Annotated in this window: 25 protein-coding genes and 2 tRNA genes; 8 read left to right on the top strand and 19 right to left on the bottom strand. The window is 66.6% G+C overall.

From position 1 onward, the window contains the following. Positions 1-5 precede the first annotated feature (5 nt). On the bottom strand, positions 6-515 hold the full coding sequence (locus BV210_RS13945; protein WP_077207238.1) for a COX15/CtaA family protein: 510 nt from the start codon (positions 513-515) through the stop codon (positions 6-8). 139 nt (positions 516-654) lie between these two features. On the opposite strand from BV210_RS13945, the gene BV210_RS13940 reads away from it, so the two are divergent. Next, complete coding sequence (locus tag BV210_RS13940) at positions 655-2,913, top strand: NADP-dependent malic enzyme (RefSeq protein WP_077207237.1); 2,259 nt, start codon at positions 655-657, stop codon at positions 2,911-2,913. Positions 2,914-3,065: 152 nt separating this feature from the next. Here BV210_RS13940 and BV210_RS13935 read toward each other — a convergent pair whose 3' ends face one another. Together BV210_RS13935 and BV210_RS13930 are read right to left on the bottom strand one after the other, a co-directional pair. Beyond that, positions 3,066-3,458 (bottom strand): hypothetical protein, encoded by a 393-nt coding sequence (locus BV210_RS13935; protein WP_077207236.1) that lies wholly within the window; start codon positions 3,456-3,458, stop codon positions 3,066-3,068. Positions 3,459-3,499: 41 nt separating this feature from the next. Continuing rightward, positions 3,500-4,141 (bottom strand): ribonuclease HI, encoded by a 642-nt coding sequence (locus tag BV210_RS13930; RefSeq protein WP_077207235.1) that lies wholly within the window; start codon positions 4,139-4,141, stop codon positions 3,500-3,502. 119 nt (positions 4,142-4,260) lie between these two features. Between BV210_RS13930 and BV210_RS13925 the strand changes: the two genes are divergently transcribed. Next, positions 4,261-4,806 (top strand): HPP family protein, encoded by a 546-nt coding sequence (locus tag BV210_RS13925; RefSeq protein WP_077207234.1) that lies wholly within the window; start codon positions 4,261-4,263, stop codon positions 4,804-4,806. 14 nt (positions 4,807-4,820) lie between these two features. Here BV210_RS13925 and BV210_RS20645 read toward each other — a convergent pair whose 3' ends face one another. The 6 genes from BV210_RS20645 to BV210_RS13895 form a co-directional block, all read right to left on the bottom strand. Then, positions 4,821-4,979, bottom strand: coding sequence for a hypothetical protein (locus tag BV210_RS20645; protein ID WP_253741528.1), 159 nt, complete (start codon positions 4,977-4,979; stop codon positions 4,821-4,823). 360 nt (positions 4,980-5,339) lie between these two features. Further along, the gene (locus tag BV210_RS13915) at positions 5,340-5,606 is read right to left on the bottom strand and encodes a hypothetical protein (protein ID WP_077207232.1); all 267 of its coding nucleotides are present in this window, start codon (positions 5,604-5,606) and stop codon (positions 5,340-5,342) included. 37 nt (positions 5,607-5,643) lie between these two features. Next, a complete protein-coding gene (locus tag BV210_RS13910; protein ID WP_077207231.1) occupies positions 5,644-6,075 on the bottom strand; it encodes a hypothetical protein in 432 nt (143 codons plus the stop codon). A 43-nt stretch (positions 6,076-6,118) separates the two neighbouring features. Then, entirely contained in the window at positions 6,119-7,087 is a 969-nt protein-coding gene (locus tag BV210_RS13905; RefSeq protein WP_077207230.1) for a methyl-accepting chemotaxis protein, read from the bottom strand. Positions 7,088-7,174: 87 nt separating this feature from the next. Continuing rightward, complete coding sequence (locus BV210_RS13900) at positions 7,175-8,791, bottom strand: bacterio-opsin activator domain-containing protein (RefSeq protein ID WP_077207229.1); 1,617 nt, start codon at positions 8,789-8,791, stop codon at positions 7,175-7,177. A gap of 94 nt (positions 8,792-8,885) precedes the next feature. Next, a complete protein-coding gene (locus BV210_RS13895) occupies positions 8,886-9,590 on the bottom strand; it encodes a 5-formyltetrahydrofolate cyclo-ligase (RefSeq protein WP_077207228.1) in 705 nt (234 codons plus the stop codon). Between the two features lie 106 nt (positions 9,591-9,696). On the opposite strand from BV210_RS13895, the gene BV210_RS20300 reads away from it, so the two are divergent. Further along, positions 9,697-9,873: a hypothetical protein gene (locus BV210_RS20300; RefSeq protein WP_172824901.1), complete on the top strand. Its 177-nt coding sequence runs from the start codon at positions 9,697-9,699 to the stop codon at positions 9,871-9,873. 343 nt (positions 9,874-10,216) lie between these two features. Here the strand turns inward: BV210_RS20300 and BV210_RS13890 are convergent. Next, positions 10,217-10,357: transfer RNA gene (locus BV210_RS13890), tRNA-Met, on the bottom strand. A 57-nt stretch (positions 10,358-10,414) separates the two neighbouring features. Continuing rightward, positions 10,415-12,313 carry a hypothetical protein gene (locus tag BV210_RS13885; protein WP_157526029.1) on the bottom strand — a complete coding sequence of 633 codons (1,899 nt, stop codon included), beginning with the start codon at positions 12,311-12,313 and terminating at the stop codon, positions 10,415-10,417. A gap of 108 nt (positions 12,314-12,421) precedes the next feature. Between BV210_RS13885 and BV210_RS13880 the strand changes: the two genes are divergently transcribed. Then, a complete protein-coding gene (locus tag BV210_RS13880; RefSeq protein ID WP_077207226.1) occupies positions 12,422-13,501 on the top strand; it encodes a hypothetical protein in 1,080 nt (359 codons plus the stop codon). Here the strand turns inward: BV210_RS13880 and BV210_RS13875 are convergent. Next, positions 13,498-13,860: a DUF5830 family protein gene (locus BV210_RS13875; RefSeq protein WP_371340796.1), complete on the bottom strand. Its 363-nt coding sequence runs from the start codon at positions 13,858-13,860 to the stop codon at positions 13,498-13,500. The genes BV210_RS13880 and BV210_RS13875 overlap by 4 nt on opposite strands. An 83-nt stretch (positions 13,861-13,943) precedes the next feature. On the opposite strand from BV210_RS13875, the gene BV210_RS13870 reads away from it, so the two are divergent. After that, a complete protein-coding gene (locus tag BV210_RS13870; protein WP_077207224.1) occupies positions 13,944-14,612 on the top strand; it encodes a TVP38/TMEM64 family protein in 669 nt (222 codons plus the stop codon). Here BV210_RS13870 and BV210_RS20895 read toward each other — a convergent pair. Continuing rightward, a complete protein-coding gene (locus tag BV210_RS20895) occupies positions 14,606-14,782 on the bottom strand; it encodes an HVO_2523 family zinc finger protein (protein WP_172824900.1) in 177 nt (58 codons plus the stop codon). The genes BV210_RS13870 and BV210_RS20895 overlap by 7 nt on opposite strands. 154 nt (positions 14,783-14,936) lie before the next feature. Next, positions 14,937-18,071, bottom strand: a complete 3,135-nt coding sequence (locus BV210_RS13865; RefSeq protein WP_077207223.1) for an adenosylcobalamin-dependent ribonucleoside-diphosphate reductase — start codon at positions 18,069-18,071, stop codon at positions 14,937-14,939. Between the two features lie 518 nt (positions 18,072-18,589). Here BV210_RS13865 and BV210_RS13860 point away from each other — a divergent pair. Next, on the top strand, positions 18,590-18,793 hold the full coding sequence (locus BV210_RS13860) for a hypothetical protein (protein WP_077207222.1): 204 nt from the start codon (positions 18,590-18,592) through the stop codon (positions 18,791-18,793). Here BV210_RS13860 and trpG read toward each other — a convergent pair. Genes trpG through trpD form a run of 4 tightly spaced genes read right to left on the bottom strand, consistent with a single transcriptional unit; the run spans position 18,787 to position 22,797 of the window. Then, on the bottom strand, positions 18,787-19,413 hold the full coding sequence (gene trpG / locus BV210_RS13855) for an anthranilate synthase component II (protein ID WP_077207221.1): 627 nt from the start codon (positions 19,411-19,413) through the stop codon (positions 18,787-18,789). The two genes, BV210_RS13860 and trpG, sit on opposite strands and share 7 nt — an antisense overlap. Further along, complete coding sequence (gene trpE, locus BV210_RS13850; protein WP_077207220.1) at positions 19,410-21,161, bottom strand: anthranilate synthase component I; 1,752 nt, start codon at positions 21,159-21,161, stop codon at positions 19,410-19,412. The genes trpG and trpE overlap by 4 nt, the downstream gene beginning before the upstream one ends. Next, entirely contained in the window at positions 21,158-21,799 is a 642-nt protein-coding gene (locus BV210_RS13845; RefSeq protein WP_077207219.1) for a phosphoribosylanthranilate isomerase, read from the bottom strand. Before BV210_RS13845 ends, trpE begins: the two co-directional genes overlap by 4 nt. Further along, complete coding sequence (trpD, locus tag BV210_RS13840; protein WP_077207218.1) at positions 21,796-22,797, bottom strand: anthranilate phosphoribosyltransferase; 1,002 nt, start codon at positions 22,795-22,797, stop codon at positions 21,796-21,798. The genes BV210_RS13845 and trpD overlap by 4 nt, the downstream gene beginning before the upstream one ends. 183 nt (positions 22,798-22,980) lie before the next feature. On the opposite strand from trpD, the gene BV210_RS13835 reads away from it, so the two are divergent. Continuing rightward, positions 22,981-23,055 (top strand) — tRNA-Val (locus BV210_RS13835). Positions 23,056-23,096: 41 nt separating this feature from the next. On the opposite strand, the gene BV210_RS13830 is transcribed toward BV210_RS13835, so the two are convergent. Then, a complete protein-coding gene (locus BV210_RS13830; RefSeq protein WP_077207217.1) occupies positions 23,097-23,837 on the bottom strand; it encodes an HNH endonuclease in 741 nt (246 codons plus the stop codon). 229 nt (positions 23,838-24,066) lie between these two features. On the opposite strand from BV210_RS13830, the gene BV210_RS13825 reads away from it, so the two are divergent. Then, complete coding sequence (locus BV210_RS13825) at positions 24,067-25,641, top strand: ATP-binding protein (RefSeq protein ID WP_077207216.1); 1,575 nt, start codon at positions 24,067-24,069, stop codon at positions 25,639-25,641. Positions 25,642-25,662 lie beyond the last annotated feature (21 nt).

Here is a 25,662-nt window from a genome sequence, read left to right as displayed (position 1 = left end):
CGAGATCAGAGCCGGACGGGGTCCGACGATCCCTCGGCGCTGGTGTCGGCGTCCGCGTCGGTCGCAGTGTCGGCCGTGGACGTGGTTCCCTGGAACGCCCAGGCGGTCGCCGCAGTCAGCGCGGCGAAGATTGTGAGCGCGGCGGTGTGGTGGAGGACCTGCGCGACGGGCCCGTAGAACCAGATGGTGTTCGCGCCGAGCAGGACCTGCACGGGCAGGACGGCGAGCGCGACGGTCGAGGCCCACCGGATGTCGGTTCGGGGCTGGCGCTTCCAGGCGGCGTAGGTCGTCCCGAGGATCATGAAGCCGGTGACCATCGCGACGAACCGGTGGAACCACTCGACGAAGCTCGGCCAGTCTGCCGGAAACAGACCGAACACGGCTCCGTTACAGAGCGGCCAGCGTGCCCCACAGGACAGTCCCGCACCGATAGCACCGGTGTAGACGCCCAGCAGGATGAGCACGAACGTCATCCCCGTGGTCGTCGCAACGAGGTGGCGAAAGCCAAGTCGCATAGCCGACGTTCGGGTTCGCGCCTACTTAGGTTCGGCCTTTCGTTCCCGCGACCCGAGAGCGCCCCAGAAGCAGGGAGTTCGACGACCGTCGAACATTATTTTCGGTTACCTTTTTACGCTGGCAAGGTCCCCTATGGGCATGGGACTAGACGAGGATTCGCTCGACTATCACCGGGAGGATCCCCCGGGGAAGATCGAGATTTCGACGACGAAGCCAACCAACACGCAGCGCGATCTGAGCCTCGCCTACTCGCCGGGCGTGGCCGCCCCCTGCCGCGCGATCCGGGACAATCCGACTGACGCCTACAGCTACACCGCCAAGGGGAACCTCGTCGGCGTCGTCTCCGACGGCACCGCGGTGCTCGGCCTCGGCGACATCGGTGCGCAGGCCTCGAAACCCGTGATGGAGGGGAAGGGCGTCCTGTTCAAGCGGTTCGCCGACATCGACGTCTTCGACATCGAACTCGAGGACGCCGGCACCGAGGAGATGATCCGCTCGATCAGTTCGATGGAGCCGACCTTCGGCGGTATCAACCTGGAGGACATCAAGGCCCCCGAGTGTTTCGAGGTCGAGGAGCGACTCCGCGAGGAGATGGACATCCCCATCTTCCACGACGACCAGCACGGCACCGCCATCATCTCCGGGGCCGCGCTGCTCAACGCCGCCGACATCGCCGGCAAGGAACTCGACGAACTCGACATCGTCTTCTCCGGCGCGGGCGCGAGCGCCATCGCCTCCGCCCGGTTTTACGTCTCGCTGGGCGCGAAACGCGAGAACATCACGATGTGTGACTCCTCGGGAATCATCACCCAGGCCCGCGCCGAGGAGGACGACATCAACGAGTTCAAACGCGAGTTCGCCCGCGACGTGCCCGAAGGCGACCTCGCCGACGCCATGGAGGGCGCGGACGTGTTCGTCGGCCTCTCGGTCGGCGGCATCGTCTCCGAGGAGATGGTCCAGTCGATGGGGCCGGATCCGATCATCTTCGCGATGGCCAACCCCGACCCCGAGATTGCCTACGAGGACGCCAAACAGGCCCGCGACGACACCGTCATCATGGCGACGGGCCGCTCGGACTACCCGAATCAGGTCAACAACGTCCTCGGCTTCCCCTTCATCTTCCGGGGTGCGCTCGACGTGCGCGCGACCGAGATCAACGAGGAGATGAAGCGCGCCGCCGCGGAGGCGCTGGCCGACCTGGCCCGGCAGGACGTGCCCGACGCCGTCGTCAAGGCCTACGGCGATCAGCCACTCCAGTACGGCCCGGAGTACGTCATTCCGAAACCACTGGACCCCCGCGTCCTCTTCGAGGTCGCACCGGCCGTCGCCGAGGCCGCCATGGACAGCGGCGCTGCCCGGGTCGAACTCGACCTCGACGAGTACGTCGAGCAACTGGAAGCCCGCCTGGGCAAATCCCGCGAGATGATGCGGGTCGTCCTCAACAAGGCCAAAAACGATCCAAAGCGGGTCGTCCTCGCGGAAGGCGACGACGAGAAGATGATCCGGGCGGCCGCGCAACTGGTCGATCAGGGGATCGCCGAGCCCATCCTGATCGGCGACCGCGAGCGCATCTGGGCGATCATGGAGACGCTGGCGCTCGATTTCGACCCCGAGATCGTCGACCCGGGCGAGGGGAGTCTCGAACCCTACGCCGAGCGGCTGTACGAACTCCGCAAGCGCAAGGGGATCACCCGCCGCGAGGCCGGCGAACTCGTTCAGGACGGCAACTACCTCGGCAGCGTCATGGTCGAGATGGGCGACGCCGACGCCATGCTGACGGGGCTGATGCACAACTACCCCTCGGCGCTCAAGCCGCCGCTCCAGATCGTCGGCACCGCCGACGACGCCAACTACGCCGCCGGCGTCTACATGCTCACGTTCAAGAACCGCGTCGTGTTCTGCGTCGACACCACCGTCAACCAGAACCCCGACGCAGAGGTCCTCTCGGAGGTGACCTGCCACACCGCCGAGCTGGCCCGCCGGTTCAACATCGAACCCCGCGCCGCGATGCTGTCGTACTCGAACTTCGGATCGGTCGACAACGAAGGCACCCGCAAACCCCGGAAGGCCGCTGACCTCCTGCGGCAGGACCCCGAGTGTGACTTCCCCGTCGACGGCGAGATGCAGGCCGACACCGCCGTCGTCGAGGACATCCTCGACGGCACCTACGAGTTCTCCGACCTCGAAGAGCCCGCAAACATCCTCGTGTTCCCGAATCTGGAGGCCGGCAACATCGGCTACAAACTCCTCCAGCGCCTCGGCGGCGCCGAAGCCATCGGCCCGATGCTCGTCGGCATGGACAAGCCCGTCCACGTCCTGCAACGGGGCGACGAAGTGAAGGACATCGTCAACCTCGCGAGCGTGGCCGTCGTGGACGCCCAGCAGAACGACTACTAGCCACCACTTTTTACGTCGGGGGGTGCGCTCCGCGCACCCCCCATCGCAAAAACATGGGGAAAAACTGCTCCGAGCGAGCGCGTGCGCTCGCTCGGAGTGAACCGCGCGCCTCCGGCGCGCGGATGCTGGACGCGTGCGATTCTCGACCGCCCTCACTCCGGACGCACGGCCGTCAGCCGCGACTCCGTCGCGAAGTAAAACTGGGCGATCACACCGGTCCAGAGGAAGGCGAGGACGGCGACGGTCACCGCGGTCGGGACGCCGACCGGTGACCCGATTTCGGCCAGCACCAGCCCGACGGCCAGTAGCGTCACGAGGAAGACGTACTCGTCGAGCGGGTCCACGTCCAGCCGGATCACGTCGATGTAGGCGAAGCCAACGCCGCCGCCGACGCCGACGACGAGGGCCACTAGCGCGAACGCTATCGAGCCATCGGGGACACCGCCCCACAGTTCGACGACGACGTAGATGGTCAGCGCGAGGGTCAGCACGCCAGCCTGTGCGACCGACGCCACTGGCTCCCAGAACCCCCCATCGCCCCCCATTGACACATCGTGGCAACGGCCAGTGAGTTAAATCTCCCGCCTCAGTCGCTCGCACCGCGGTCCGACCGCGACGGCGGGGGTACCTGCTTCTCGGACTGGTCCTGTGGGATGACACACCGGTCGGGTTCGTGATTGACGTGGGCGTACTGGTCCGGCGCGTTCGCGAGCGGGTGGGCCGGGTTCACGTCACTGGAGATGCGGGCGGCCCGGATCTCGTCGAAGCCGTTGATCCGGGCGCGGATCCCCCGCCAGTGGTGGGTCGTGGCCGCGGGGACGGAGACGGCGGGGTTCCAGTCGGCCCCGCGGGCGTCGATGACGGCCTGGTTGACGTTGCCCGCCAGGTCGTCGTGGTCGATCAGGACGCCGACGCGGGCGTCGGCGGGCGCTCGTGCCGCGAGGACGTCCAGCCCCAGATGGAGTGCGCGGTACTCGGCGACGTTGTTGTCGGGGGCGCTGTCCGCGACCGAGAGCCGGGCCACACGTTCCCCGTCGCGTGTCTCGATGACCACGCCGAGACCGCCGTCGGGGTCGTCCTCGCCCCCGACCGCGCCACGTCGGCCCCTGTAGGAGCCGTCTGTGGCGAGATAGAAGTCCCGGTGGTGGGTGCGAGGGGGGTGTGCAATGTGTGGCGTCGGCGACTCGTCGAACAGGTCCCGAAGGGACGGCCGGCCGTAAGCGGCCATACCTCCTCTTTAGACGTGGGACAATTTAAATATATGGCCCGATCTGGCAGATGACCGGGTGCCCGTAGGTGGGTTCGGCGACCGGAACGCCTACGGCCGGGCCGGCCGTCCTCCTCCGCATGCCCACCGCTCGCGACATCATGACGACCGACGTGGAGACGGTCGCCCCCGACGACGACGTGGCCGAGGTGCTCACGAAACTGGCCCGCGCGAAGTTCAACGGCTACCCCGTCACCGACGGCGACGAACTCGTCGGCATCGTCACACAGGGCGATCTGGTCGACCTGTTCCAGCCCTCCGACCGGACGCTGTGGATCCCCGTCGGCTTCCCCCCGTTCCTGGAGAGCCTCACCTACGGGATCGACCTCTCGTGGGACAACCTCGACGTGGGACTGGACATGGTGCGCAACTCCGGAAAGTCGATCAGCGACGTGATGACGGCCGACGTGGTGACGGTCACACCCGACGACGACATCGACCGCGTGCTCGACCTGCTGGCCGACCGCGAGCGGGACATCAACCGCTTGCCGGTCGTCGAAGACAGCGAGGCGCGAAGCGCCTCTGGCAGCCGGACGCAGTCCGGCGACGGTCGCGTCGTCGGCATCATCGCCCGGGAAGACGTGCTCCGGGCGCTACGGGACGAGCGGCTGGAGAATGCGGGGTAAGGCGGGCAGCAGTGTCAGTCGTGGTATCGGTGACCGATGACCGCCGCGACCACGTTCAGGGCGAGCAGACCGACGAAGGCACCGACGATCGAACTGCTCCGGAAACCGTATGCCAGAAGCGGGAGGTAGAGGAAAGGCAGGACGACTGCAGACCAGAAGGCGAGACCGGTCACACCGGTTTTCAGACCCGTCCCGTACTGCGCCAGCGTAGGCCGGACGTCACTCACTGGCGGGAACCGTTGCCGTTCGTTGCTGGAGGGACTCGACGAGGACATCGTATCGTTCTACTCGTTCTTTGGACAGCTACCCCCTTATAACCGGTCGAGCCTTCGATCCGTTTCGGTTCATTTCATTTGGATACCGACAGCATACGGACCTTTCACGACGGCCGCAGATCGCCCGATAAATTTTATACTCCGATCTAGATCCGTGACGTGGAATTATAGCCAGGCATTATTCCACAGCCATCCGTCCGGAACGAGTGGTGGTGACTGCGCGTTGTAAGACATTGGTTAACACACTCACGCCAACAACTAGCTCGGATCGAGTTCGGAGCGGAGGCGGTCGCGACTCGTCGGGTCGAGGTCGGCGGCCGCGCAGTCGGTGAACGGGGAGGCGAGCAGCGTCGCGAGCGCGCGGTCGGTCTTCTCGCGGATGCGGTCGATCGCTTTCTCGACGGAGTCGACGGACTCGTCTCGTGCAGTGGCGATCTCCTCGACGGAGTGACCCTCCCGGAGCATCGCAGCGATCTCGCGTTCGCCGTGGCTCAGGATCGAGGCGTCGGGCGTGGCGTCGGACATAGCGGTGGTTCGGCAGGGGCGGCCAAAAACGGTGGCGTCACCCGAGCACGGTGACACCGACCTCGTGAGGACCGGTCGGCGTCTCGAGTGTGACGGTATCGACGACGTGGTCGGCGACGGCCTCGCGCCAGTCCGCCACAGCCGCCGCGTGGCGTTCGCGGTGGCGTTCCCGGGTGTACTCGACGGACGCGTCGTCCCGGAGCGCGTCCTCGGTTTCGGCGGGGGTCGGATAGGACGGTGCGGCGTCGGCCACGAGGTCGTCGGGGTCGACGTGGATCGGCGCGGGTTCGTCGTCGTAGTCGGTCGCGCCGCCGCGGTGGATCCGGGCGCGCATGCGCCCGCTGAACGGCGGCGTCACGCGCAGGACGGGATCCCGTCCGCTCCGCCGACCAGCCTCCAGTGCGGTGACCACGTCCTCGGCGTCGACCGCGATCGAGCGGATCACCGTCGGGTCGGATGACCCGGTCATAGAGGCGGATAGCGGCCCACAGTCTTGAGGGTTCCCGTCGCAGTCAGTCGCCGGCGGCGCTTTGCCCCTGCACGTCCGCGATCAGGTCGTCGACGGATCGGTTGATATCGGCGACTTCGTCGGTCTGATCGTCGAGTTCGTCGGTGATATCGTCGACGGCGTCGACGATGTCGGCGGCGTTGTCGGTCGACTGGTCGATCATGCTGGCGACCTCCTCCGTCGAGGCGGCCTGCTGGTCGGTCGCGGTCGCGACCTCCTCGATCCCGTTGTTGACCTCGCGGACGGTTTCGCTGATCTCCTCGAGGTTGTCCATGGCGTCGTCGACCGACTCGATACCGCCTTCGATTCGCTCGTTGTTCCGTTCGAGACTACCGACGGCCTGCTCGGTGTTCTCCTGAATCTCGTCGATCATGCCCTCGATCTCGCCCGCCTGTGCCTGTGACTCGCCCGCCAGGTCTTTGATCTCGTCGGCGACGACGGCGAACCCTTCGCCGGCCTGGCCGGCGCGTGCGGCCTCGATGGACGCGTTCAGCGCGAGGATGTTCGTCTGGTCGGCGATGTCGTTGATGATCTCGACGATCTCGTCGATCTCCTGAACGCTCGACTGGATCGTTCGGACGTCCTCGGCGACGCTGTCGGCCGCCGACTGGATCTCCTCCATCGCCTCGACGACCTCTTCGGCCGACTCCTGTCCGTCGTCCGCGAGGTCCCGCGCTTCCTTGCTGGCGGCCGCGACCTCCTCCGCGGAGGAGGCGATCTCCTCGACCGACGCCGACAGCGTCGAGACCTCGTTGGCCACCTCGGACATCCCCTGGTGTTGCTCGCGGGCCAGGTCCGAGATCTCCCGGGTCCGACCGGCGATCTCGACCGACGAGTCCTCCAGTTCGGCGATCGAGGTCTGAATCTCACTGGCCGCGTCGTGGTCGTACCCCGCGTCGCGGTCGATGTCCTGTTCCACGTCGTCTTCGATATCGTCCCCGATACCGGCGTCGAGACCGCTCTCACGTGACATTGATACCTATCGAACGGGAACTCGCGACAAAACGGTGCCCCTCCGGCTGTCAAAACTGATAACTCAGGTGGGATCGGCCGGTCGATTTCACTGCCTGTCGCGCTCGAAGAAGGAGTCGAGCACTTTTCGCTCGGCGACGCGGAGGTGCTGGTGGAAGGTAGACCGGGAGATGTCCATCATCGCGGCGAGTTCGTCGCCGTCGACGGCGCGGGGCCAGTCGAAGAAGCCGCTGTGGTAGGCCGTCCGGAGCGCGGTGAGCTGGCGGTCGGTGAGCCGGTCTTCGAGGCCCGCACGGAACTCCTGGCGGGTCTGGACCGGCCGCTCGTGCTCGTGGTAGCCGGCGAGTTCGGTCCCGTCGTACCGGTCGGCGACCTCCTCGAACAGCGCCCGGGCGTCGGCCTCGCGGGAGAGTTCGACGGTGAAGGTCGTCACACCGTCCTCGCTGGTCACCGCCTTCGTGACCGCGCTCCGGTCGACGAGTCGTTCCACGAGCGAGCCGTCGAGCGCCAGTTGGAGGAGACAGCCGTCGTCGTGCGCCGCGAGCATCGTCACGTCGACCACGGCGTCGTGGTCGGTCGCGAACTCCCGGACCGTCTCGGGATCACAGCCCTCGACGGTGTAGAACTCCCGGAGCGTCCCGTCCGAGCCGTAGACCGATCCGGAGTGGGAGAATCGACAGCCGAGTTCGGCCGAGGCGGCGTTGAGCAGCAGCGTCCGATCCCCGACGGTGAACTCCAGTTCGACGATCCGGTCGGCGGTGAGCGTCCGCTTGCTCTCCAGAGCGTCGATGGCGTTGGCGATGGCCCGACCGAGCGCTTCCAGCACGACCTGTTCGCGCTCGTCGAAGGCGTCGGGGTGATCGGCACAGACGGTGAGGACACCGTACTCGCTCTCCCGGTTGCCGATCGGGACGGAGATGAGCGCCTCGACCCCCGCGTCTCCGTAGCGTCGTCCGACGGCCGAGCCACCGTCGACCGTCGAGACGATGTGGGACTCCCCGGTCGCGAACGCCCGAGCGCTCGGCGTCGGTGCGTCGGCCGCCAGCGCGACTGTCTCCGCGTCGAGGTTCACGTCCGCTGACCCGTCCGCTGCCCGCACACGGAGCCGTTCCGCGGGGATGTCGGCGCTCCCGATCCAGGCGAACACGTAGGGGTCGGTGTCAGTGAGACGCTCACAGACGCCGCGTTCGATCTCCTCTCTGGAGACCGACTCGACGAGCAACCGGGTGATGTCCTGGACGAGTCCGTTGATGCGGTCGACGAGGTGTTCCAGGTTGCGCCGTTCCTGTTCGGCCTGCTCGGCGTTCTCCTGGGCCGCCAGTTCGGCGAGCCGGCGGTCCGTGATGTCGATGTGTGCGACTGTCGCGAAGTTGCCGTCGCCGATGGAAAACGGCGTCGCGCGCATCAGGAACCAGCGCTGTTGCTCGGGCGTGTGGCAGGGATATTCGAAGGTGAACTCCTCGCACTCGCCGTCGAGAACCCGCCGAATCCCCCGGACCGCCTCGACGGCGTAGTCGTCTGCGGCCGGATCGACCGAATCGAAGTAGTTGACCCCCTCCGCCTCGACGTCCGTCCCGGCAGTCCCGTCACCGACGGTCCCCCACGAACTGTTGGTGAACAGGATGTGTCCCTCCTCGTCCAGCACGGCGACCTGACTCGACAGCGTATCGAGGGCCGCCCTGGCCACCGACTCGGTGACTTCCATTCAGTCGCTTTCGGGACCCCAGAGGTATAAAAATCTCCCCGGTCGGCCGACACCAGTTCAGTGACAGCCCGCGGTCGAGTATCGGCAGGCCCCGTCACTCCGGAGCGAACCGATCGAGCACCGGAATCTCCGTCCGGCGCTCGGCCGAGAGCAACCCCCAGTCGATCCCCGCCGGCTTCTCACCGCCCCCCGTTCGAATCGTCCGCTCTGGCGTCACCACCAGATCCAGCGGCACGTCGTGATCCCCCGTCGGCACGGCCGTGTCGACCACCTGTCGCTCGTGGACGGTCGTCGCGACCGGCGTCGCGTCGTCGACCAGCCCGAGTTCCCGCAAGACCGCGAACTCCAGGTCGCTGTACCCCTCGCCCTTGCCGACCCGTGCGCCGTCGGCGGTGACGGCGACGCTCCCCGAGACGATCAGCCCGATATCGTCCATCTCGTCCGGGCCGACCTGCACTCCGACCTCGGCTGAGCCGCCGACCGTCGTCGCGTGATCGATGTCCTCGATCTCGGCGGGATCCAGCCGCAGGAAACACTTCTCGTCGCGCAATCGCGGCACGGCCATGTACACCGTCTTCCCCTGCCGGAGCGCCGCGCGCCGGACCGGCAGCTGGGGCGCGTCGGGATTGGCCTTGATCACGTCGGCCTGGGCCCACGCGTCGGTGTCGGTCAGTCGCTTTGCGGCCTCGTCCGCGCCCGCGAAGTTGGGGATGCGCCCGTGTGGCGGGAACGGGAACCGCGCCTCCCCGCTCTCGTCGAGGTCGTCCCAGACGCGCTCGCGGAGTCGTTCCTTGTTCATACTCGATCCAGCGGTGCCAGTGATATCAGCCTTCAGGAACGTCGAAGCTTAAACGGCCGCAATATGTTCGCACAACGGCTACACCCACATCTCCCAACGCAACAGTATGGGTAGCGTTGACAGGACAGATGGGGACGCGGGGGCTCGTGATTCCGAAATCGAGACGCGGGGACAGCCAGTCGTAACGACGATCCAGGGGGCAGCGGACCGGACCGTGTTCACCGAGACGGGCAACACCGACGCCTGGATCGCGACCGATTGCGTCAGCGACGTCCCGCGATAGGCCGCTTTTTCGACCGGCTGGCCCGGCTAGCAGTCACGATCGAACCCTCGGAAAGGGGCTCCGAACCACGGAAAACCGGAGATTTTCCTGCTCCCGTCTCGCTCCGCTCGGCGGGACCCTACGGTTCGAAGTCGGCCGGGCATTCGCACGGCATTGCCACTGGCAGTTGGCTCGTGGCGTTCGAGAGGATGCCCGGGGAGGGCTCGCGAACTACGTCGAGACGCGCGGTGCGCGTCTCGCCTCTTGCACGCTCACTGGCGTTCGCGTGCAACCTCCCGGGTTCTCCGCCCACCGCCGGGCATTTCGGAGCAGTCGCTCACACGAGGTTCGCGACGGAAGGAAATGCCCGGGGAGGGCTCCGAACCCTCGATCTCCGCATGTCCCAGGTTCGAGGCTGACGGGCCTCACGGGACCGGGAGCGACGCCGCGCAGAGTCTCGAAAACCCTATGAGTGCGGCGCTATGTCCAGCTAAGCCACCCGGGCTCAGTGTGCACCCGGTGCTAAACGAGTGGTCGTCTTTAACCTTCCCATCTCGGGCGGCTATCCCCGTCGCTGCCAGCGAATCCCACACACGAGAAGCGCCAGCGCAACGAACCCAGCGACCATCCCGAACCCGGCCCCGTCGGCCTCCGTGACGTGAGGCCCGACGACGGTCCCGTTCGGCGTCGCCACCGGCTCGGTCTCCGTCCGCGCCGCCGCGGCCGCGTTCGCCGCCGTCTCCGGCGTCACCGTCTCCACCTGCGCCCGTTCCGTCGTCGTATCTGACGGCGTGACGGTCTCCGGCGGCCGCTCCGTCGTCACCGGCTGTGGGGTTACCGGACCCAGTCCCGAGACGTCGTCCACGTTGATGTCGACATCACCGCCATCGTCGTCCCCGGACGCGTCCACGGGTTCACCACCCCCGCCGCTCTCGGCGTCGCCACCGTCGTCCGACTCCGCTCCATCGTTCGAGTCACCACCGTCGTCCGCCTCGTCCTCGTCGACCGGTCGCTGTGTGGTCGCCGGCTCAGGGGTGTCGGTAGCCGTCGGTTCTGGAGTGTCAGTGGACGTCGGTTCTGGAGTATCTGTAGCCGTCGGTTCTGGAGTGTCGGTTTCAGGCGCGTCGGTCGGTTCGGGCGTCCCGGGATCTGGGTCCGTCGGCTGTGGGGTCGGCGTCTCCGGTTCCGCGGGCGTGGCCGTCTGTGATGGCGTATCCGGCTCGGTTGGCGTCTCGGGCGCGGCAGGCATGTCCGGCTGCGCAGGCGTATCCGCGGTCCCAGTTTCGGCGGGCGTCTCGGGTTCGGGCGTATCCGGATCGGCCGGTGTCGACGGGTCGTCGGTTGGCTCCTGCTCTACCGGGGTGGGCGTCCCACCGTCGGGTGTCGACTCGGCCGGCGTGTCACTGTCGGGCGTATCGGTCGCAGGTGCCGGCGTCGAGTCGGGCGTAGACCGGTCAGGGGTGGACTGATCGGGCTCTGGCGTTTCCTCGTCGGTCGAATCGTCGTCGGCATCGGTCCCCTCGTCGTCGTCGAATATGTCTCCGATCTGATCGAAGAAGCCGTCCTCTCCCTCGTCATCTTCTGACTCCTCGCCCCTCTCGTCGTCTTCCGGCCCGTCGTCTCCCTCGTTGTTCCCCGGTTCGTCCTCATCGGACTCTTCGCCCTCCCCATCGTCTTCCGACCCGTCGTCCTCTTCGTCCTCTTCGTCCTCTTCGTCCTCGTCGTCCTCCGATTCTCCCGAGGACGCGTCGCCGTTTTCCGCCTCGCTCTCATCATCCGACTCGTCCGGTGATCGATCCGGTTCGTTCTCGCCATCTTCGTCGGCGTCGCTATCGTCGTCTCCGTCGTCAGCATCGTCGTCTTCGTCAGCATCGTCGTCTCCGTCGTCAGCATCGTCGTCTCCGTCGTCAGCATCGTCGTCTCCGTCGTCAGCATCGTCGTCTCCGTCGTCAGCATCGTCGTCTTCGTCGGCATCGTCAACATCGTCGTCATCCCCCGCCTCGTCTTCATCGGCCTCGTCGGTGTCGATAGCCGGCTCGTCGTTCTCCGATTCGTCACCGGGCTCGGAGTCGGGGCCACCTGGCCCGTTCGGTTCGGCAGGTTCGCCGTTCCCGTTGGACGGGGAGTCGTCGGACTCGGGCGAATCCGGATCACCGTCGGATTCGCCCGCCTCGTCCTCGCCGCCTTCGGATTCGTCAGCTTCGTCGTCATCGTCGGATTCCTCATCATCGTCGGCTCCGGGTTCGTCGGCGTCCGGTTCGGGCGTCGGGTCGGAGCCGTTCTCCTGGACGATCGGGTTGGCCGGCGAATCGACCACGGAGGGAGCAGCGACGGCCGTGGAGACGCCGAGGGAGAGCAGTGCGAGGGCTGCCAGGGCGGCGATGAGGAGCGAGACGGGGCGGGACACGGCCAGCAGGTCGAGGGCGGGCGGAATTGTTACGCGGGGGGTATCGGCCGACAAGCCGGGCTTATCCGGTCCGGAGACGGGTAAGCTGGTGATACCGAACCCGGAGTGAGACGGGGGCACACCACCCGCGGATTTAAGCCACCCGGCAAGCACACAACGACCATGGAGATTCCTGACCTCGTCCGGGACGCGCTCGGGGGCGAGGACGTCGAGCTGGGCGTCAACCTCGGTGACGAAGACGTCGTCTGTCTCACGCCGACCCGGACACTGCTGTACCGGGCCGAAGGACTGCTGAGCGACGAGAAAGTCCAGGAGTTCCCTCACGACGTGGAGTGGCTGGACGTCAAGGAGGGGCGCCGGAAGACGAAGTTCGTCCTCGAATACGTCGAGGGCACGCGGTCGTTCGGCGTCCCGAGCAACAGGGATGGAGCGGTGCTCGAACTACTCCTGACCGGCATCCTCCGGGCCGACGGCGTGACCGACCCCGACGAGTCCGTCGTCGGTGCCTTCCGGTTCAGCGAACTCGTGATGATCGTCACCGAACAGCGCGTCGTCCGCCACATCGGCTCGGCGGTCTGGACCGAGGACTTCGAGGAGTACCCCTTCGCGGACCTCACCGGCCTCGGCTTCGAGGAGGGCAACGTCGCGACCGAAGTCGTCCTCGAAGTCGACGGCCGCCCGAAGCGGATCAAGACCCCGAACGATCAGGCGCGCAAGGTCCAGCAGGTCGTCGAGGACGCCGTCTTCGACTTCTACGGCGTGGGCAGTCTGGAGGAACTGAACGCCAGCATCGGCATCGACGACGACGCGGACGAAACGGAGCGCGACGACAGCGACGGCGGCAGCGACATCGACATCGGCGGCGGCATCGACCCGCTGGTCTCGGACGACGAGGAGCGAGCGAGCGCGAGCATCGACGGGCCCACGGCGACCGATTCGTCCGAGACGAGCGCGCAGGTCGAGTCCAGGTCGCAGGCCGAGACCGGAACGGACGCCAGTTCTGCGTCGGAGTCGGCCGGTGCGCGGGAGTGGCCCGGCGAGGAGAGCCAGTCGAACGGCGGCCAGTCCGACGTGTCCTCGACCGCGACGAGCCAGGGCGACGTGGCGAGTCAGCAGGACCTCGACGCCGTGGAGGCCCAGCTCGCCGAGTTGACGACGGCGGTGAACCGCCACAACGAGTTACTCGAAAAACAGCAGCGGACGATAAACAAGCTCATCGAGGAGTTGCGCGAGGGACGCTAGTCCTCCCGACCGGTGACTTTTCGGATACAGGAGGATCCGAAGGGGCCGTGTTCCCCGGCGTCGAACGTGATGAAGTAGCCGGTCGAGAGCCCGGCACCGCACCGTCGACAGGAGAACTCGCCGTCTTTCGTGATTACGTCCGTCTCGAAACTCACGTAGTCGTGACTGGTCGGGCGGACCGTGCCGTCCTCGCGCTCGACGATGCCACGCGCGACGGCGGTGTCGAGGATCTCGCGCTGAATCGACGGATCCGTGGTGACGGTCTCGATCCGGTCGAGCGCCGCGGCGACGGACAGCGAGTCGTGTTCGAGGCTGGCGAGGAGTTCCAGCCCGAGTTCCACCGGGTCGGCGTCCTGCACGTCGGACACTGTGACGGCGACCGAATTAAGGGTTGTGAGCCCACCACAAGAGGTATATCGCCGGGGAATCGGGTTGTGGGTAGATGCGAGGCGTGACGCGTCAGCGGCTGGTCGTCGGTTCGATTCTGGCCGCCGTGGCGGCCGTCGCGGTCGTCGGTCGGTCGCCGACGGCCGTCCTCCGGTGGGCCGAGAGCCTCGCCGGCCAGCCCGCGCTGTTCGCCGTCGTGCTGGCCGGGATCTACCTGTTTCGCCCGCTCGCGCTGCTCCCGGTCGCCGTGTGTTCCGTCCTCGTCGGCTACGTGTACGGTCTCGTCGGGATCCCCATCGCGCTTGCGGGTGCGGCCGTAACCAACCTGCCCGTCTACCTGCTGGCCCGCTACACGGACTTCGGTGGGTCGCTGGCGTCCCGGTTCGAGAGCCACGCAGGGCAGTTCGTCGCCGCGACCGGCGCGTTCCGGAGCGTCCTCGTGGCCCGACTCCTGCCGCTGCCCTCCGACGCCGTCTCCTACGCCGCCGGACTCACGCGGATCCCGGTGCGGTACTACGTGCTCGGTTCGACCGCCGGCGAGATCCCGTGGGTGATCGCCGCCGTCCTCGCCGGGCGGTCGATGCACGAACTCACCGCGTCGGGGGCGACGATCGGACTCGACGTGATCGTCGGCCTGCTGGCGCTCGCGGCCCTGTTGCTCGTCGGCCCGGCCTACCGACATCTGGGGGAGAAGCGACGCCCGGGCACCGCCGACACTCAGTAGAAGGTGTCCGCACAGTCGTAGACGACGCCGTGTTCCGGACAGACGTACTTGCAGTGACGGCTGTACATCGGCCGATCACAGAGTGGACAGGGGCGACCCGCGGAGTCGTCGGTCCCGGTCGCCGAGTTGGAAGCCTCGTCCGTACCAGCCCCGGCGCTGTCCTCGTCCATACCCTCGGGTGGGCCAGCGCTGGCTTAACTCTTCCCGACCATAGGGTAGTCGGCGTATCCTGAATCGTCGGCGAAAAACGAATCGCGCGACTCGCGTTCGATCGCTCCCCAGTGTCACACGCTCCAGATGTAAACGGGGGAGGTTAGCGGCCAGTCAGCACTCGGACCAGCCACAGGACTCGCAGGTCTTGCAACCCTCCGAGTAGTACAGCGTCATCGCGCCGCAGTCGGGACACTCCGGACTCTCGCCGCTAGAGATGAGTTCCTGCGTCGCGTCCTCGCCGGACTTGGCCTTGGCACCGCCGTCCGGTTCGGGCGCGCCAGCACCGGTGTCGGCGACGGCCTCGGCGTTGGGGTCCTCGGCGGTCTCGGTGTCGCTCGCCGTCTCTTCGAGGGTCTTCTGCTCGGGGTAGCCCTTGTCGATCTCGTCGTCGAGGTAGCGACGCAGGGCCGTGCCGATAGCGTCCGGGATGGACTGGATCTGCTCGCCCTTGTCCCAGGCGACCTTCGGCGACCGGGTACCCTGGAGTTCGTCGACGATCTCGTCCGGATCGACGCCGCTGCGCAGGGCGGTCGAGATTACCTTCGCCAGCGCCTCGGTGAAGGAGTTGGTGAACCCACCCGAATGCCCGATGTTGGCGAACAGCTCGAACGGTTCGCCCGTCTGTGGGTCCTCGTTGATGGTCACGTACACCTTCCCGTAGCCGGTGTCGATGCGCTGGGAGACGCCCCGGAGCGCGTCGGGCCGGGAGCGTTTGTCGGCGTACTTGCTCGCGTCCAGATCGAACAGGTCCTCGGCGGACACGTCCAGTTCGGCCTGCACGTCCTCGTGATCGATGAAGGCCTCGAAGCTACCGAAGATGTCCTCGATCTGTTCGCTGAGGACCTCGGCGGCCTCGTCTTCGTCCATCTCTGCGAATTCCGCGTTGTCCGCCCGCGTGGTCAGCACCTGCTTGCTGCGGGTGCCGTCGCGGTAGTAGGTGACGCCCTTCCCGCCGTGTTCGTAGATGTACTCGAACACGTCCTTGGCGTCCTCGACGGTCGAGTCGTTGGGCGCGTTGACCGTCTTCGAGATGGCCGAGTCGACGCCCTCCTGACAGGCCGTCTGGATCGCCGCGTGCTGTTTGGCCGTCAGGTCCTGCGTGGTGACGAACAGCTCGCCGATGGCGTCCGGCACGGTGTCGAGGCCGTCGATGCCATCGAACTCGTTCGTCGCCATCTGCTCCTGAGCCTCCTCCTTCACGGCGTCCACGTCGATGCCGTTCTCCTCCAGCACGCGGAGGAAGTAGTCGTCGAACTCCACCAGCATCTCGTCGCCCTGCACGTCGTCGGAGACGTTCTTGTAGTAGGCGACGTTGTAGATGGGCTCACAGCCGCCGGTGGTGTTGCCGACCATGCTCGTCGTGCCCGTCGGCGCGATGGTCGTCGTGTTGTGGTTGCGGATGGTGAACCCGTCTTCCCACTCGTCGGCGTCGAGGCCGGTCTGTTTCTCGAACCACTCGCGGTACTCGGTGGGGTCGGCGTACTTCGAGTTGTCCCACTCGTCGAACGCGCCGCGGTCCTCGGCGAGTTCGTGGGAGGCCCATTTCGAACCGTGGTTGATGTGGCGCATGATCTGGCGCGCGACCTCGTTGGAGGCCTCGTCGCCGTACTTCATACCGAGCTGGACGTACAGCTGGGCCAGCCCCATCACGCCCAGCCCGATCTTGCGCATCTCCCGGACCTTCTCTTCGATCTTCTCGACCGGGAAATCGGACATGGTGACCACGTTCTCCAGGAAGCGCGTCCCCATCTCGATGCGGTGGTCGAACTCGTCGATGTCGAGTGCCTCGTCGAGGAACGCGTCGACGGCGTCCTCCAGACTGTCGTACTCGTCGCGGTGCTGTTCGGACCAGACCCGCCAGTCCGGCGCGTCCTCGGCGGCCAGCGTCGAGAGGTTGATGTGGCCGAGGTTACAGGCCTCGTACTCCTCGAGGGGCTGTTCGCCGCAGGGGTTGGTCGCGAGAATGCGGTGGTCGGGGTGTTCCTCCACGTCGAAGGAGTGTTCCTTGTTGACGCGTTCGAGGTAGATCACGCCGGGTTCGCCGTTCTCGTGTGCGCCCTGGACGATGTGGTCCCAGACCTTCTCGGCGGGGACCGAGAGGACTTCGCCGACTTCGACGTGGTCGCCGAGCCCGAACATATCGTACAGTTCCTTGGTCTCGGGCGTAGCGACGTGGGGTTCGCCGGTGCGCGGGTTGGTGAAGGTGAACTCCTCGCCCGCCTTGACGGCCTCCATGAAGTCGTCGGTGATCCCGACGGAGATGTTGAAGTTCGACAGGTGGCCCTCGACGGCGTTGCGGAGGTGCTCCGGCACTTTGCCGTCGTCGTCGATGAGTTCGCGGGCCTCCTCCAGCGCGTCGGCGAAGGAGTTGTGCGTGAAGTCGTCGGGGTCGTTCAGGCGCAGGGTCTCCGCGAGGCTCACGTCCTTGTTCTTGGCGTGGATGAACTGGATCACGTCCGGATGGGAGACGCGCATGACGCCCATCTGGGCACCCCGGCGGGCACCGCCCTGGGCGATGGTCTCGCACATCTGGTCGTACGTGCGCATGAACGTGATGGGCCCGGAGGCGATTCCACCGGTCGAGCCAACGGCGTCGCCGTAGGGGCGGAGTCGCCAGAAGGCGTAGCCCATGCCACCGCCGGACTGGAAGACCTGCGCGGCCTCCTTGGCGGTCTCGTGGATGTCGTCGATGTCGTCTTTCGGCGAGTCGACGAAACAGGCGGAGAGCTGCTGGAGTTCGTCGCCCGCGTTCATGAGTGTCGGCGAATTGGGCATGAAGGCGAGTCGCTCCATCAGGTCCTGGAACTCCGCGGCCGTCTCCTCGACGTGCTCTCGGATTCCGTCGGGGAGTTCGGGGACCAGCGTCTCGTAGGCGAACTTGTTGACGTTGTAGATAGAGAGCGTCGTCTCGGCGTCGGAATCGGCGGTGACGCCCGCACCGAAGACCTCGGCGGCGAGTTCGTCCCGTCGCGGGTGGTCGGGCTTGAGCTGGTCGGGCGTGACGGTGATCGTCACGTCCCGCTTGCCGGCCTCGAAGACCGCCTCGGCCAGCGCGATGTTCTTCCCGACCCGGTCGAAGAGATCCTCCTGCTGTTCGATCAGTTCGCCGTCGGCGTCCTTCCGCAGATACCGCGCGGGTAGAATGTTCCCATAGGCGTTGCCGGTCAGCCGCTCCTCGAGGGTCTCCCCCTCGGTGCGCTTGATCGGCAGCGTCACCTCGTCGGTCGAGAGATCGCGCCGGCTCACGGACGCTCCCCCCTCTCCGGCGCTGTCTGGCGTACGATTCGCGACTCGATCCTGGGCCTCTGACCTGTCATTTGTAACGGAACTCGTGTTAACGTGGGTGGCAAATAACCCTTGTCGTTGGGGCTTTTTCGCGGCGATACAGATGTAACTTGCTTGTCATTCCGTGCCCGCAAGCACAGCTTCGCGGGCGTGTTTGCTACGTTCGTTTGCGAGGAACCGACCACTCTTAAGGCTGGCCAGACCGGAGTGAAAGTGAAATCGAAACTTCGAGAACCGATAGACGGGGGAGTGGTTTCCAGTGGAAATCGGAGGGGGTTCGGGTACGTGGTGTCGCGACGCGTTCGGAGTGGCTTCGATCCGTGATTCAGCCCGACGAGAGAGGGGATAATCAACAGACAGCGGCAGGATGTACCGTCCGAGATTCGAGTGCGGTGCGAGCGGTGCGCGCGCGCCAATCTCGACACGAAAGGCGGGGACCGGCCGGTACGTTTTATTGTCGCGGTGCTGTACTGTCGGACGTGTTACCCGTTCAACTCGGTCCGCTCGGTTCGCCGCCCACGCTGTTGTTCGGACTCGTGGCGCTGGCGGTAGTGTTGTTCGTCGGCCGCATCCTGTTGAGTCTGGCCTGGCGGCTCGTCTTGATCGCGGCCGTCGCCGTGACCGTCCTCTGGCTCGTGGGCGCGATCAGTCTCGGCGACGTGCTGGTCGCCGCGCCCTACTGATCGGCGGCCCACTCGAGGAAGTTCCGGATCACGTCGTGACCGACGGCGGTCAGGACCGACTCCGGATGGAACTGGACGCACTCGATGGGGTGCTCGCGATGGCGAATCCCCATCACGAGCTCCTCGCCGTCGTTCTCGCAGGTCGCGGTCACGTCGAAGCAGTCCGGAATCTCGGTCGCGACCAGCGAGTGATAACGGCCCCCCTGAAACCCCTGCTCCAGGCCGTCGAACACGCCCGTCCCGTCGTGGTCGATGGCGAACGCCTTCCCGTGGATCGGCTCGGGCGCGCGCCCGACCGTCCCGCCGTAGACGTGGGCCGCGGCTTCGAGGCCGAGACAGACGCCCAGCGTCGGCACCTCGGGGCTCAGCTCGCGCAACACCTCGGTGGTCACGCCCACGTCCCGTTCGTTCGCGGGGTGGCCCGGACCCGGGCTGATCACGATGGCGTCGGGGTCGACTGCGCGCACGTCCGCGAGCGAGACCGTGTTGCGCAGTACCTCCGTCTCGGCGTGTTCGCTGACGTACTCCACGAGGTTGTAGGTGAACGAGTCGAAGTTGTCCACGAAGAGGACCCGCTGGCGCTCCCCGTCGGCCGCGGTGTCGTCAGCGGCGGGACTCATCGGGACACCTCCTCGGCGTCGGCGGCCGGATCGTCGGCGGTCGTGTCGCCGGACTCGTCGGGATTGGCGTCGGCTTCCACCGACTGATCCGCGATCCCGTCCAGCGCGGTCAACACGCCGTCCATCTTCTTCTCGGTCTCGTAGTACTCACTCGCCGGATCGGAGTCGGCGACGATGCCCGCGCCGGCCTGGACGGTGATGCGGTCCAGGTCGTCCTCGCGGTCGGCGGTGTAGGGGCCGCTCCCCTGCTCGCGGCTCTCTTCGTTCGCCGCTCGCGTCTCCGAGGCAGTCCACGCCTCGCCATGCTCGACCGTCGCAGTCCGGATCACGATGGCGAAGTCGGTGTCGCCGGTCCAGGAGTAGTAGCCGACGCCGCCGCCGTACAGGCCCCGCGGTTCGGGTTCGAGGTCGTCGATGATCTCCATGGCGCGGATCTTCGGTGCGCCCGAGAGCGTCCCCGCGGGGAAGGCCGCCCGGGTCGCGTCGAACTGGTCGGCGTCGGCGGCGAGGTCGCCCGTCACCGTCGACTCGATGTGCTGGACGTGGCTGTACTTCAGCACGTTCATGAACTCCTCGACGCGGACGCTCCCGGGTTCGGCGACCCGGCGCACGTCGTTACGCGCGAGATCGACAAGCATCGTGTGCTCGGCCCGTTCCTTCCCGTCGGCGAGCATCTCGCCGGCCAACCGGCGGTCCTCGACCGGCGAGGTCCCGCGGTCGCAGGTCCCCGCGATGGGGTTGGAGACGATCCGGTCGTCCTGCACCGAGATCAGCGTCTCCGGGCTCGCGCCGACGATCGTCAGCCCGTCGTAGCCCAGCAGGTACATGTACGGCGAGGGGTTCACAGTTCGAAGCGACTCGTAGAAGGCCAGCGGATCGACCTCGCCGTCGAGTTCGCGTTTCCGGGAGATGACGCCCTGGTAGATGTCGCCGTCGAGGACGTGCTCTTTGGCGCGTTCGACCGCCGCCTCGTAGTCCTCGCGCGGGTCGGCCCGCTCGTCGGCGAGAGTGAACCCACCGGTCTCGACGGCCACCTCGTCGTCGAGCAGGGCCGCGACGCGCTCGGCCTCCGCTCGCAATTCGTCGTAGCGCTCGCCGGCGTCCTCCTCGTTCGTCACGAGCGGCGTGAACACGAGCGAGACGGTCCCCTCCTTGTCGTCGAACACCAGCGTCTTCGTGTTCAGGACGAACTGCGCGTCGGGGAACCGGCCCCCGGGGTGCTCGAGTCCCACCTCGTCGAGCCACATGTCGTAGACGGCGTCGTAGGAGAGAAAGCCCACGAGCCCGCCGTCGAGGTGCTGGCGGTCCGCACCGTTGAACCCCCGCAGGGTCGCGTCCGGGAGCGCGCTCCGGAGGTGGTCGACCGTGTCCGGGTCGCCCCCTTCGCTCCCGTCCCCGTCGGCGACCGAGACGCGTCCCTCGTACCGGTCGTCGAACGTCTCGACGCTCGCCCCCTCGCTCTCGACGGTCACGACTGCCTCGGGATCGTAGCCGACGAAGGAGTAGCGGGCGTGACGCTCCTCCTTGGTCGGCGCGAACGCCCCATCTGGGTCGCTGGAGGCCACCTTCTCGGCGCTCTCCAGGAGGAAGGCGTAGGGAGCGGGCTCGGCGTCGGTCGTCCGCCCGGTCAGCGCGGCGTAGGCGGCCAGTGGTTCCACGTCGGCGGGCAACTCCGCGGCGACGCGAACGACCGCGGGTTCATCGGTGTCGGAAAGTTCCAGAAACTCCTCGCGGCTGGTGTCCATCATGCGTCGACCACCGCGCTCCCGGTTCGCTCGACGAACCGCCTGACTGCGTCGTGGTCCTTGACGCCACCTTGGCGCTCGACGCCGCTCGCTACGTCCACGGCGAACGGCTCGACCGTGTCGACCGCCTCCGCGACGTTCTCGGGCGTGAGCCCGCCTGCGAGGATCACCGGGGCGTTCAGTTCTGCGACCAGTTCGGCCGTGCGTTCCCAGTCGTGGGTCTCGCCGGTTCCGCCACCGCCCTGTTCGTCCACGGAGTCTACCAGGAGGGCGTCGGCCGCGTCTGCGTAGTCGCCGACGGCCGGATCGGTCACGTCCACGGCCGCGATAGTCTTCACAGGCACGCGATCACCGACCGCGGCGATTTCGTCAGGTCCGAGATTCCCGTGCAACTGGACGGCGTCCGGTTCGACGCGCTCGACCAGTTGGACCGCGCGTGCGACGGTGTCGGGCATCGTCACCAGCACGCTCGTGACGAACGGCGGCACTGCGGCCGCGAAGTCGGCGGCCTGTTCGACCGAGACCTCGCGGGGCGTGTCGACGGTGACGGCGGCGGTGACGCCCACCGCGTCCGCGCCGGCCGCGACGACGGCGTCGAGATCCGACTCGCGCGTGATGCCACAGATCTTCGCTCGCGTCATTGCTCGACCGCACAGAGATCGGCGAGTTTCTCGGCGGCGCGGCCCTCCTCGATGGCCTGTCGCGCGCGCTCGACTCCGTCGCGGTGGGAGTCTGCCTCACCCGCGACGTAGACCGCCGCGCCCGCGTTCGCGAGGATGATGTCCCGCTTGGGGCCCGTGACCTCGCCCTCGACGATCCCACGCAGATCTGCCGCGTTCTCCTGGGGCGAGCCGCCCGCCACCGCCTCGATGTCCGCCCGGTCGAGGCCGAGATCGTCGGGCGTGAGCCGGTACTGTTCGACGGAGTCGCCCTGGACTTCCGCGACGACCGTCTCGTCGTGGATGCCGATCTCGTCCAGTCCGGCACCGTGGACGACCATGGCGTGCTCGACGGGCATGTGCGTCAGCGAGTCGGCGATCAGCTCCACGAGGTCGGGGTCGTAGACGCCGAGCACCTGTGCGTCGGCACCGGCGGGGTTCGTCAGCGGCCCGAGGACGTTGAAGATCGTCCGCATCCCCAGTTCCTTGCGCGGGCCGATGACGGCCTTCATCGCCGGATGGAAGACGGGTGCGAGCATGAACCCGATCCCGTCGTCCTCGATGGCACCTTCGACCGCCGGCGGTTCCGCCTCGACGTCGACCCCCGCGACCTCCAGCACGTCGGCGCTACCCGACGACGAGGAGACCGAGTAGTTGCCGTGCTTGGCGATCGGGACGCCCGCCCCGCTGGCGACGATGGCGCTGGTCGTCGAGACGTTGATCGTGTTGTAATCGTCCCCACCGGTCCCACAGGTGTCGACCAGCGGCGACCGATCGGGCGAGATCGTCCGTGCGGCGTCGCGCATCCCTTGTGCGAAGCCCGCGATCTCGTCTTCCGTCTCGCCTTTCGCCCGCAGCGCCGACAGCAACGCGCCGATCTGGGCCTCGGTGGCCCCCTCGAAGACCGCCGTCGCGGCCTCGCGTGCCTGGCTAACCGTCAGATCCTCTCCCTCCGTCACTCGTTCGATGTACTCCTGCATTGTGGACACCAATGGACGTATTCGCGTTGCAATGTACAAATACGTTCATCGCCTTAAGCATGTCGGGTCCACGGCTGTCGGCGACGGCGCGTGTGAAACGAGCACGAATGCCGGACGGGACGGCCTTCTCCAATCCGAAACCTTCAATTACCACTGCGGATTACGAGGTGATGGAGGCAGCACGGGTTCGTGGTCTAGATCGGTTACGACACCTCCTTGACATGGAGGAGGCCGACGGTTCAAATCCGTCCGAACCCATTAAAATTCTTACATGAGTTGTTTCGGGAGTGGCTTCACTGTCAGATACAGTCGTCATCGACCGTCTTGCCGACTGCATCAGGATGGTGTGTTCTACAGACAGTTGTCAGATTTCTGAGCGAGTGTGCGTCGCGTACGGGTTGCTCCCACTTGACGAACAGTCGTAGCGGGACGATATGGTGAACGTCAAGCCCGAAGCCGAACCGCGCTTCGTGTTCGTCGTTCGTAATCCCACAGGTCGTACAGCGGTAGTCGTCGCGTTCGAGTGCCCGTCGCCGTTGTCGATACCAGCCGTCTCGATAGTGCGTCGAAACACCGCCCCCAACATCGATGTTGTTCTCCTCCCCCCAACACGCCATCGAACAGTACTCGGTATCCAGCGACTGCCGCCGTTCGAACGTCTCGCCACAGCCGGGACACTCGATTTCGACCTGCCGCCGTCGCGGTTTCCCGGCACAGGTGTTCGAACAGAACTGCCCGTCCCTGACTGACGGATAGTAGCGGAACGAATCACCGCAGGTCGCACACTCGCCAGTGGCCAGCGACTCACCGTCCGTTATGTCGAGTCTGGCGAGCCAGTGGCAGATGGTCGTCGTAGAAACGTCGCACTCGTGAGCGATCGCCTGCTGATCGCGGCGGTTCTCGACGTACTGCTCGTACAGCCACTCCCGATCCTGATACCGACGGTCGTCGTCGATCCCGTGGCGGTCCAGCCACCGGCGGATCGTACTCGGCGACGTACCGCACAGGTCGGCGATTTCGGTCGACGACTTTCCCTCCATTGGGTACTGCGTCCGGAGGAATTCGGCGTCACGATACGGTCTACACATCGGTCGCGGTCGCGTATGTACGTGACACAGCGGGTTCGAAGACCGCCTCGGTCGGTCGCAAGCGGTGAGGCACGAGTCGGGAATCGTCCTGTTCCAGTACTTGAACGTTCGGAGTGTGAAACTGTCGACAGTCGAGGCGGCGCGAACCCTTTTGGACGGCCCCGACCTAGAGCGGTCGAGAATGGACACGGGTGACGATGCGTCGCCGTTCAACGCCGAGAGCGTCGGGGACCTGCTGGACCGGATGACGGACGCGTTCATCGGGCTGGACGACGAGTGGCGGTTCACCTATCTGAACGAGCAGGCGAGAGACATCGTCTGTACCGCCATGGACGAGGACGCATCGGTCGAGGAGCTACAGGGACGGGTGGTCTGGGAAGCGATTCCGGACCTCGCGGGGACGCGGTTCGAGGAGACTTACCGGGAAGCGATGGCGACGCAATCGCCGCGCTCGTTCGAGGCGGAGTACGAACCGCTCGACGCGTGGTTCGACATCCACGCCTACCCCTCCGAGTCGGGACTGTCGCTGTACTTCCGGGACGTGACGGAACGGCACCGACAGCGCGAGGAACTTCGGAATCGGGAGACGGTGCTCCGGGAGACCTACGAGGTCATCTCGGATCAGGCCCGGTCGTTCGAGGATCGCGTCGAGGGGTTACTGGAGATCGCGTGCCGGGAGCTCGGTATCCAGATGGGGACGCTCTCGCGGGTCCGGGACGACGAGTACGTCTTCGAGGTCGTCCGGGCACCAGAGGGGACGGTCGAAGCGGGCGACGTGGTCGATCTGGAGGTGACGAACTGTGAGCGGGTCGTGCTGGACGAGCAGCGACTCGTCGCGGGCGATATCGCCAGGGACCACCCGGAGCTGACCGAGAAGGAGGGGTTCACGCAGTGGGGCATCAGCTGTTACATGGGGACGCCAGTCGTGGTCGACGGTGACGTGTACGGCACCTTCTGTTTCTACGACACGGACGCGCGGACGGAGCCGTTCTCGGAGTGGGAGGTGACGCTGGTCGAGATCATGGGGCGGTGGATCGGCTCGGCGCTGGAGCGGAAACTCGCCCGGGAACGACTCCTCAGGCAGAACGAGCGCCTCGAACAGTTCGCGACGATCCTCTCACACGACCTCCGGAACCCGCTGGGCGTGGCGATCCAGCGAACCGAACTCCTCGAACGGGACCTCGCCGGCGAGAACGAACACGTGGCCGCGCTCGAACGGGCCCACGAGCGCATGGAGACGCTTATCGACGACGTGTTGACGATGACGCGCGTCGGCGAGACCGTCGAGGAGACGACGGAGGTCGAGATGGCGTCGATCGCCCGGGAAGCGTGGGACAACGTTCGGACCGGCGACGCGTCGCTCGACGTCGACGAGGACCTCGTGGTGGCCTGTGAGCCGAGCCGACTCCAGCAGTTGCTCGAGAACCTCTTCCGAAATTCGATCGAACACGGCGGTCCGGACGTGACGGTCCAGGTCGCGGCCGTCCCCGGCGGCTTCGTCGTCGCCGACGACGGACCGGGCATCCCGGAAGCAGAGCGGGACTCGGTGTTCGAGTTCGGCCACTCAGGTGCCGACGGGAGCGGGGTCGGCCTCGCCATCGTCGAACAGATCGCCGCGGCACACGGCTGGGACGTGAGACTCACCGGCGACTACGACGGCGTCCCCGCGAGCGAAGCGAGTGGGGGTTCGGCAGACGAGCACCGCGAGTCTGCCGGTGGGGCGCGTTTCGAGTTCCTGACGACGGTGGATCGGTAGGACGGCCGACGCTGTCGCTGG

This window comes from Halorientalis sp. IM1011 (assembly GCF_001989615.1).
Taxonomy (GTDB): Archaea; Halobacteriota; Halobacteria; order Halobacteriales; family Haloarculaceae; genus Halorientalis.
Note: the sequence above shows the minus strand (reverse complement) of the source record. Positions and strands in the feature narration are given on the sequence as shown.